Below are 8863 nucleotides of genomic sequence, written 5' to 3'. Positions count from 1 at the left end.
TGCTGTCTCCGTAGCCGCGACATTCAAGAAGTCGTCGACCGAAGCTACGTCTTGCAGGGTTTTGGTGCTGCTGGACACAGTTTCCAAATCCTGCGGCCTCCCTTGGGAGGCTTTCTATGACACGCTCCTAGACAGTAACTGATCTCCACCACGTTTCTTATTCTACCTGAAGAAATATTTCACAATTGTGTGCAGTAGAGATTAAAAAGGTAACACAAGGAAAATTATTTAATTATCTCACATTAATCAAAGATCGGGGTGAGGGATACTTGATTCTGCCCAAACCCAAGCCGGCCCTCATCCCTCAGTACTAACCTATTTACCCCCACCGTGTGCCGTCTAACCACTGTTTTTATTGCTCTATTCTCCAAATCCGTTGCAACCGGGGAATATGTTATGATAATGCATTAGAATTATTCACTCGGACATGTTTATTACACTCGAGGATATCATAGAACTCTTGTCACACCGTAATGATCGTGCTTCCCGGATCATCTCCGCGTTCGTAGTTGGTGATAGCAACGACGAGGCGAAGGCACAACGCAAGAAACTCCTGCGCTCGTGCGTGGACGCGGCCTCGGGCGGACGCATGCCCGAGGCCGCAGTCCTTCACTGATTTGTTGGTTCGTTCGACTCTTGTGCGGCGATTATATGTCTTGTCCAGCGTCGATTGCTTCAGCTGCACGTCCTCACTATGTTCGGTGATACGGTCTTCGACCCCGTACTCGATGCCTTTCGGATCGTTGGTGTTTCGCGGGTTGTACGGAGCGACTGGCACGACCCCTGCGGCCAGCAGGTGGTCGTGCCAGTCGAGCGTATCGTAGGCGCTATCACCGATCATCCACATCGGTTTGGCGACGGCGAGCGCGTCACGCGTGACGCGCATCGCCGTCTCTTCTGGCGCTTGCTTGCTCTCGGTGAACTCAGCCGCAATCGGATTTTTGACCCGGTCGAAACGATCGCACAGCCGTACCCGTAGTAGCACTCTTCAGCTGTTGGATCGTAGCATTTCGACGCGTCTGGATCGGCGGGCATCGCTCTCACGTCTGTTAAATCAATCGAGTAGGCCAAGTCGAGCAGGCCCCGCAAGGCGGCCTGCTCGACGAGGTGGTTGAAAATATCGTCAACGACGTGTTCGAGATCGGTGAGAAAGCGATCGACCGCGTCTCTCGACGGCGGTCGATCGAAGCCACAGCTGAGCCAGACGACTGTGTTGTTCAGTTCTCGCGCAACCGGACGAATACCGTAGATGTTCTTGTAGTAGCAGTGCAGAAACCCACGCATCATCTCGGGTGGTTCGTGATCTCGTGATCGCCCCGTCTCCGCCGGGGCGAACACGTCGAACTCTTCGAGAAACTCGAAGAAGAGATGCTCAAACAGCGCTAGTGTCTCGGTTTCCACGACATTGAAGAACGTCTCTACCGTAGAATTCTCTTGCAGGGTCGCTGGGCTCATACCACCTCAGCGTTCACCCTGCTCTCTGGTATGAGAACTGTTCTATGACACCCTCCTGGGACTTGGTTTGTCGGGTGTGTCTTGCTCAACGTTGAGGCAGGCATAACAGGCACCTGTCTTGTCTTTTCTGATCGTGACGTGTTTCACGTCAGTGTCGTCTGGGAGGGCGCAGTGTAGCCGGATTGGTACGTCGATGGTTTCGCCGTGGACATTTTTGAGTGTAAGCATTCCACGCCCAGTGGGGCCACTCTTCCCATCGAGTTCGAAGCCCCGCTGTCGATACATGAAACTGTGGTACTCGTCTGGCGCTTTCCAGTTTAACGATCCAACGTTGTATCCGGCGTTGCGGAGTTTACCAAGATTATCGATGTTGGTTTCGATTTGTCCGACCGCCTGTTGTAGCACGGTCGAATAAACGTCTGTGAGATCGGTCCACCAGTCTTTGAGTGCTGGTAGTTCATCTCGGACCTGTACCACCCGTTGTCTGACCGTTCCGTCCGATTTAGGAATACGGTTGAATCGGTGCAATCCGTGGTTGTAGACTTGCCTCACGGTATCACGTACCCAGTCCAGTTGCTCCCATTGATGACCAGTGGGAAGGAGTCTGTATTTGAGTACGTAATCCATGCGCCGTACTTGGATTATGCAGTGGGAGAAAATCAAGTGTATGTTTCCCTCGCAGGGCGATTCATCCCCACCCTACTCGCTCACTGTGTTTGCTCATTGAGGATGGGGGCTTCTCGCCCAATCCGCTCAATGTATACGGTCTTCTGACACAGTTCATAAATCTATCGGGATAGTAGCAACATCAATGGATGACCGGTGAACTTTATTTTCTTCTCGTTACGGTGCTGTTGCTTGCCGGGTTAGCCGTCACTATCCCGGTTCTCGTTGATATTTTCCGAGAGGGACGTGAACGCCGGCAGCAGTTGCAATCCGGTGAGTTAGAACACTATCCCGAAAGTAACGAGAAAGAAGACGGATTACAGGCGACACTCGAGGATGAGAACGACCGCAACGGAACTCGGAACTGCTCGAACTGCGGCGCCGAGAACAGCACCGACTTCATCTACTGTCAGGACTGCGCGCAGCGACTGTGACGGGAGCCTCTCGCCTCATCGCAGGCCATGAAGTCAACATAGCTGACATCATGCAACTAATGATTGGAAGTCTATGGACGTTCAGATATAACTCGAGAAAGGGGCCAAGCGCGACCTGGTAGTTCCGATCCATCACGTCTTCGAAGCCGATGAATTCGCTGCATTTGGAATTGCTCTGGAGGAGTTAAAGACGCTCGACTGACTCGACTATAGTAGTAATTAGAAATAGTTACTCATCTCTGGAAGAGGTAGCTGGTCAAGTGCTGAATCGATCGCTGTTTGTAACTCGTCGAGTGAGTCAAAGAATCGGTTGCTGAGGGCGGTTTAGCTAATTACAGGCGCGAAGCCCCCTTGCTCAGTGAGCGCCGAAGGCGCGATCAGGGAAGGGATACAGCGCTGTCATCGTCTCACATTCACGTTTACAAACAGATTTACTACTCATGTGGTTGAATGGGGTAGAACGATGCTCGCCACGTTCCCACCAGTGTTCAAGCGCGACAAGAAGCGCGCACTGTCTGCTGTGGCCGAGTGTCTATCTGGTAGTAGTTGGTCACTCCAAACCACCTGTAAAGGGAAGCCGCCTGCGGAGTCTGGAACCGCTGTGGGGGCCTGTTCCTGCAAGTTCCGACACAGAAACAGGAAGCCCTGTCCGCTACAAGCGAGGGGCGGGTAGCCCCGAGCACGGTAGGGCAGGGTAGTTCACAGTTGTCGCCAACATTTCTCAACAGGGTTCGATTCCGATGAATACGACAGGAGTGTCACGAAGACGAGGTTGTCACGGGCCGCCAGGTCCGTGACAGCCGACGCCTGGAAGGATGGCGCTCCGTCAAGCACTACGACCAAATCATATTTAAATTCTTTATATAATACTAAAATGATATATTTGTGTGTTCGGCAGTAACGTATTCTTCGAATCGGGAGGAAAAGCGGTCACCGCTCTCGGTGATCGCACCCAACAAACACGTCCAGTCACGCTGGCCAGGGAGTCCACGGAAGGCCGCGTGCCGCGCGGCACGCAGCTCGACCTCCGAAGATTTCTTTGTTTGATCGAGACACACTAAGGGGGGCCATTTCTCGCCGCTTTTTTTGAGGTCGTCACAGAACTGCTGTTGCTCGTTTTCGTTAGCTTCGGCGGCTGTTCGGCGCGGTTTTTGAAAGTTCAATTCCGCTTCTTTTAGCAACCGCCGACAGCTCGGGGTGGGGTACTCCACATCGTACGTTTCTTCAATATATAGCTGAACGAGCACCGGCGTCCACGCTGGCGCGTCAATGCCAGCTTTTCGATGAAGTTCGTGGATAGTTTCTTCAAATTTATTTTGCCGTTTTTCTGATATTCTTTCTTTCCTTCCAGATAGATGAAAATCCGTCACAGCCTGCGCAAGCGACTCGAAACTGACGAGTCGCTTGAGTCAACTGTAAATTGTGCGTCGCTGGATGTCGTACTACTTGGCTAGCCGGTTTGCGTGACACCGTTCTTGACGCGATCACCGCTAGATGCCGTTGTGTCGGCTTGTTTCCCTCTATATTGTCGAGAGTATCTTGCAACTCTTCGACAGAGATTTCGTGAAGATGAGTCAGTAGCTAACAATCTATTATGAGTAAAAAGTTCTAACGGTTACTATACCTCCGTCTTGATACTGGTGGCTATAAATTTGTAACGCTCTTGTGACGTAGATTGTTGGTAAATCATTGCGCAGCTTCGAGGATCGTTTTCAGTGCCTCTTTCCCTGGTTTTCGGAAGACGCGGCGGTGGAGCTGAAACGCTCTGAGATATGGTGTGAGTTTGTCTTTGGAGACACCTCGATGTGGTGAGAGCCAGGATCGCGCCAGCGAGCCGTGGCTCTCGCAGGTGTTCACGTGGACACCTTCATCTACATATTCGCCCTCGCCGTGGACGACGTATTCGCGGTCGAATGCGTTGTCTTCGTCTAGCGGGTCGTACGCTCGAAAGCCATCGGTATAGACGGTGATCGACTCCTGTTTGCGGTCAGCAAGCAGGAGTCGAATCGTCGATTCGTTGGCGGCTTTCGCTGGCAGCACATAGCGGTCGCCAGTGCCACGGTCAGCCAAAATGGACACAGGGGCTTGTCCTGCTCATATGAACCTCTTCCGCGTGTGGACAGGCCACGCGAGCGCGACGGCTGGTCGCGCTCGCGGGCTTTACGGCCTGCTTTCACGTACAGTTCGTCAATTTCGACGGCCCTTCGAGTTGTAACTGAGGCACGTCCAGCGCCCGCAGGAAGCGCTGTACTCGCCGGTAGACTGTCTTGTAGGAGACATCGATTTCAACGTCTAACTGCCGAAGACTGGTGTTGAAACGGATATAGGTGTAGACGGTGAGAAACTATTTCCTGAGTTCAACCGAAGATTGTTCGAAGACGGTGCCGGTTTGATCATTGAACGTGCGGTCGTAATTCTTACAGCGGTATCGCTGGAACACTCGATAGCTGCCGTACCAAATCACGGATTCGGAACGGCAGTGCGGGCAACAGACGCCGTCACGCCAGCGAACCTGTTGCAACAGGGTCGCGGCACGACGCTCCGAGACGAACGTCTTGATTGGGAACATTGTTCGTCGGGTGGCGCTGACGCACCACCCTTGCCTGCTCTGACTTCCAGCGAGTGCGACGGCTCACCAACAATCCTCTACAGAAGAGCGAATGTAAAAATCCCGTCGTTATTTCCGGTGGGGCAGGCGATCTCTGGCATAATTTAACTAAAAGCAACTAGTTTTTGTACAGAGAGGTGTTCGGTCGAAGGTACAAGTCCGCGGTTCAAAACGACTATGCCTGATCGGCAACATCTCTGGCGTCCGTGACAGATATCTCATCCCGGAGAAGGGATTTAACGAAGAATTCACCTGCTTTGAACGATGAACGTACCAGTGGTCCTGACGCGGAGTAGAGGAAGTCGAATTCCTCTTCGGCAACCTGTTTCCAGACATCAAACTTGTCTGGGTGGACATACTCGGATACCTCGAGATGCCGGGTGGATGGCTGGAGATACTGTCCGAACGTGACGATATCGACGCCGACAGATCGAAGATTTGCTACCGTTTGGTAGACCTCGTGATCGTACTCACCGACACCCAGCATGAGCGATGTTTTCGTGTAGATATCGGACTCCTGGTGTACCTGCCCTAAGACCGATAACGATTGCTCGTACGACGCGCGTCGATCACGTACGGGCCACTGGAGGCGGTCCACCGTTTCGACGTTATGTGCGATGACATCTGGCTCGGCACCGATGATCTCACGGACGAGTTCCGGTTCGCCCTGAAAATCCGGGATGAGAACCTCGACGAGGGTATCAGGATCGCGCTGTTTTATTTCTCGAATCGTGCGGGCGAAGTGGCCTGCACCCTGATCGGGTAAATCGTCCCGGTCGACACTCGTCAAAACGACGTACTCAAGCCCAATTTCAGTGACGGCATCAGCCACGTTCTCCGGTTCGTCCGGGTCCAAAGCCTCCATCCCACCAGTTTTCACGTCACAAAAATTACAGCCTCGCGAACAGCGGTCGCCCATCAACATGAACGTCGCAGTGCCGGGGCCATCGCGACCACTCCAGCAGTCGCCCAGATTGGGACAGTTTGCCTCTTCACAGACTGTATGAAGATCGTACTCACGGAGTGTCGACTTGATATCGGTAAATCGCTCGCCGGATGGTGGTCGCATCTTTAACCAGTCCGGCTTCCGAGAACGACTCATAGCTATATCGATACGAGCGGAGGACAAAAAAGTATGGACGATACTGTGGGCTTCTCTCGGTCGTTCACCTGTTGAGCGTGTGGATGGCTTCACCGCGAGCGTTCGCAACCGCCTCCATAACTGCCTCCGTAAGAGTTGGATGTGTGTGGATCGTCGATGCGACCTCTTCGAGGCTAGCTTCCAGCTCAATTGCCAGCGCCAGTTCGGCGACCAGTTCCGAAGCGTCGGGACAGACCAGCTGCGCACCGAGGATGGTCTCCGTGCTGCCGTGTGCAACGACGCGCACGAACCCATCGGTCTCATCAAGTGTGAGTGCACGCCCCGAAGCTCGCATCGGCATCCGGCCGACGACGGGTTCCTGTCCCGCTTCTTTCATTTCAGCTTCGGTCATTCCAACCGTTGCGATCTCGGGATCAGTGAACACAGCAGCAGGGATCGCCCGAGACGACAGCGTGGCATCGTCGCCGGCAATGACATCGGCTGCAACCTCGCCCTCTTTACTCGCTTTGTGCGCGAGCATCGGTTCACCAGCAACGTCACCGATAGCGAATATACGCTCTGCGTCAGTCTGTGTCTGGTCGTCAGTCGGAACGAATCCACGATCGTCAGGTTCGATACTCGTGTTCCCCAGGCCGAGCGTGTCAGTGACAGGTTCTCGACCGACGGCAACGACGATACGGTCAGCGGGATATTCAGACCGATCACCGTCTTCGGTCACGGTAAACAGACGGACCCCCCGGGCAGTTTCCTCCCAGCTATCGGCACCCTCGCCGAAGCGGAAGTCGATACCGAGGTCCCCGGCTCGCTGTCTGACGACGCGAGCGATATCCCGTTCGTAGCCCGGCAACACCTGGTCGAGCATCTCGACCACCGTCACATCGACACCGAGCTTGGCGAATACCGTCGAGAGTTCCATGCCGATGTAGCCGGCGCCGATGAGAAGCAACTGATCGGGGAGCGATTTGAGTTCGAGTGCGTGTGTCGACGAGAGAATGTGTTCGCCGTCGAATGCAAAGCCAGGGAGTTCTGCGGGCCGTGACCCGGTGGCAACGATCGCGTGATCGAACGAGATCGACCCGAGTTCTGTCCCGTCCTGGGTAACTCGAACCGCACGGTCGCTCGTAAACGCTGCGGTACCGTCGACCAGTGTCACACCGTTCCCCTTGCAGAGTTTCTCGACGCCGCCAGTGAGCTGATTCACGACGCCGTCTTTCCAGTCGATCATCCCGGCAAGGTCCACGTCGAGCTCGGCGTTGATACCCATGTGCCCGGCGTGGTCGGCGTCGTGTGCGATATCGATCGCGGTGATGAGCGCTTTCGACGGGATACAACCGACGTTGAGACAGGCACCACCGTAGGCATCTTTTTCGACGAGTGTGACGTCGAGACCGGACTGGGCCGCCCGGATCGCAGCCACGTAGCCGCCGGGGCCAGCACCAATAACTAATACATCTGTTTCTGACGGGAGAGATTGCACAGCCATCTTGGAGGTGTATTATACGAACGAATAAATAATGAACCCCTCTTCGAAATCACAATACATATTTATACTGACAAATACAATTATACGGTTCCATACAAAACTGGTAACTGACGCAATGTCATCGACGCTTAATTCCCAGGTCGAGGAGTATCTCCACGGCCTCTCCGAGCAGGGGCTACCGCCACTTTACCGGCTATCGTTGGAGGATGCCCGCAAAACGTATCGCGATCTATCCGTGCCCGACGAGCTACCGAGTTCAGTCGCAACTGTGACTGAACGCACCGTGCCCGGTCCAAAGAGAGACATCCCGGTTCGTATCTATACGCCGAGTGGCGACGGCCCGTTTCCGCCGCTCGTGTTTTTCCACGGTGGTGGCTGGCTGCTCGGAGATCTCGAAACGCACGATGCGCTGTGCCGGGAACTCGCGAACGCATCCGACTGTGTCGTAATTGCAGTCGATTACCGGCTCGCTCCCGAGCACCGGTTCCCAGCTGGACTCGAAGACTGTTACGCTGCGACTCGTTGGGTTGCGAACAACGCCGAGACGATCGATGCCGAACCCGGTACGCTAGCAATCGCTGGAGACAGTGCCGGGGGCGCTCTGGCCGTGGGTGTCGGACTTCTCGCACGCGATCGAGGAGGGCCGGCGATCGATTATCAGGTACTCGCCTATCCGGTCGCGGAATACGCGTTCGATACGGAGTCCTACGAAGAGAACGCTCAGGGCTATTTCCTCACGCGAAAGGACATGGAACGGTTCTGGAACGGGTACCTTCGGAGTGAACTGGATGGTCGTCATCCGTACGCGTCGCCACTTCGCTCACAGAACCTGGAGGGGCTCCCACCATCGTTTGTCCTGACGAGTGGATTCGACCCACTTCGCGACGAAGGCCGACAACTTGCAGACCGCCTGTCCAAAGCTGGCGTTTCGACTCGGGATGTGCAGTACGACGATATGATCCACGGGTTCCTGACGATGCTCGCCGATCCGGAGCTCGACCGGGCGCACGAAGCCATCGAAGAGATTGGGACCGCAGTCCGAAGCGAACTGCAGTGAACTGGCCGATCAGGTGTAGGATCGTATTTTGTACCAAACGACCATCGTCGAGAGCGGA

The 8863-nt window shown here is 54.6% G+C and carries 5 protein-coding genes and 3 pseudogenes; 2 read left to right on the top strand and 6 right to left on the bottom strand.

Annotation, left to right across the window (positions count from 1 at the left end):
* Positions 1-463: 463 nt before the first annotated feature.
* Together EOW68_RS16545 and EOW68_RS16540 are read right to left on the bottom strand one after the other, a co-directional pair.
* Positions 464-1455 (bottom strand): annotated as a pseudogene (locus tag EOW68_RS16545) (transposase).
* Between the two features lie 42 nt (positions 1456-1497).
* Positions 1498-2082 (bottom strand): RNA-guided endonuclease InsQ/TnpB family protein, encoded by a 585-nt coding sequence (locus tag EOW68_RS16540; RefSeq protein WP_128226272.1) that lies wholly within the window; start codon positions 2080-2082, stop codon positions 1498-1500.
* A gap of 188 nt (positions 2083-2270) precedes the next feature.
* Here EOW68_RS16540 and EOW68_RS16535 point away from each other — a divergent pair, with 188 nt between their 5' ends.
* Positions 2271-2555 carry a DUF7577 domain-containing protein gene (locus EOW68_RS16535; RefSeq protein ID WP_128226271.1) on the top strand — a complete coding sequence of 95 codons (285 nt, stop codon included), beginning with the start codon at positions 2271-2273 and terminating at the stop codon, positions 2553-2555.
* Between the two features lie 702 nt (positions 2556-3257).
* On the opposite strand, the pseudogene EOW68_RS18950 reads toward EOW68_RS16535, so the two are convergent.
* From EOW68_RS18950 to lpdA, 4 genes and pseudogenes are all read right to left on the bottom strand, one after another.
* A pseudogene (locus EOW68_RS18950) lies at positions 3258-4133 on the bottom strand (IS630 family transposase); the annotation flags it as partial.
* 108 nt (positions 4134-4241) lie between these two features.
* Positions 4242-5124: pseudogene (locus EOW68_RS16515) on the bottom strand (IS1595 family transposase).
* Between the two features lie 214 nt (positions 5125-5338).
* Positions 5339-6265 carry a lipoyl synthase gene (lipA, locus tag EOW68_RS16510; protein WP_128226269.1) on the bottom strand — a complete coding sequence of 309 codons (927 nt, stop codon included), beginning with the start codon at positions 6263-6265 and terminating at the stop codon, positions 5339-5341.
* 64 nt (positions 6266-6329) lie between these two features.
* Positions 6330-7748 carry a dihydrolipoyl dehydrogenase gene (gene lpdA / locus EOW68_RS16505; protein ID WP_128226268.1) on the bottom strand — a complete coding sequence of 473 codons (1419 nt, stop codon included), beginning with the start codon at positions 7746-7748 and terminating at the stop codon, positions 6330-6332.
* A 115-nt stretch (positions 7749-7863) separates the two neighbouring features.
* On the opposite strand from lpdA, the gene EOW68_RS16500 reads away from it, so the two are divergent.
* On the top strand, positions 7864-8805 hold the full coding sequence (locus EOW68_RS16500; RefSeq protein ID WP_431359012.1) for an alpha/beta hydrolase: 942 nt from the start codon (positions 7864-7866) through the stop codon (positions 8803-8805).
* Positions 8806-8863 lie beyond the last annotated feature (58 nt).

This window comes from Halovenus amylolytica, assembly GCA_004015825.1.
Taxonomy (GTDB): Archaea; Halobacteriota; Halobacteria; order Halobacteriales; family Haloarculaceae; genus Halovenus; species Halovenus amylolytica.
The sequence above is the reverse complement of the archived record's forward strand: the minus strand, read 5'-3'. Positions and strand labels throughout refer to the sequence as shown.

Bases quoted from the DNA above. Each gene is read 5' to 3' on its own strand.
- EOW68_RS16540 (WP_128226272.1), bottom strand. From the start codon at position 2,082: ATGGATTACGTACTCAAATACAGACTCCTTCCCACTGGTCATCAATGG.
- EOW68_RS16535 (WP_128226271.1), top strand. From the start codon at position 2,271: ATGACCGGTGAACTTTATTTTCTTCTCGTTACGGTGCTGTTGCTTGCC.
- lipA (WP_128226269.1), bottom strand. From the start codon at position 6,265: ATGAGTCGTTCTCGGAAGCCGGACTGGTTAAAGATGCGACCACCATCC.
- lpdA (WP_128226268.1), bottom strand. From the start codon at position 7,748: ATGGCTGTGCAATCTCTCCCGTCAGAAACAGATGTATTAGTTATTGGT.
- EOW68_RS16500 (WP_431359012.1), top strand. From the start codon at position 7,864: ATGTCATCGACGCTTAATTCCCAGGTCGAGGAGTATCTCCACGGCCTC.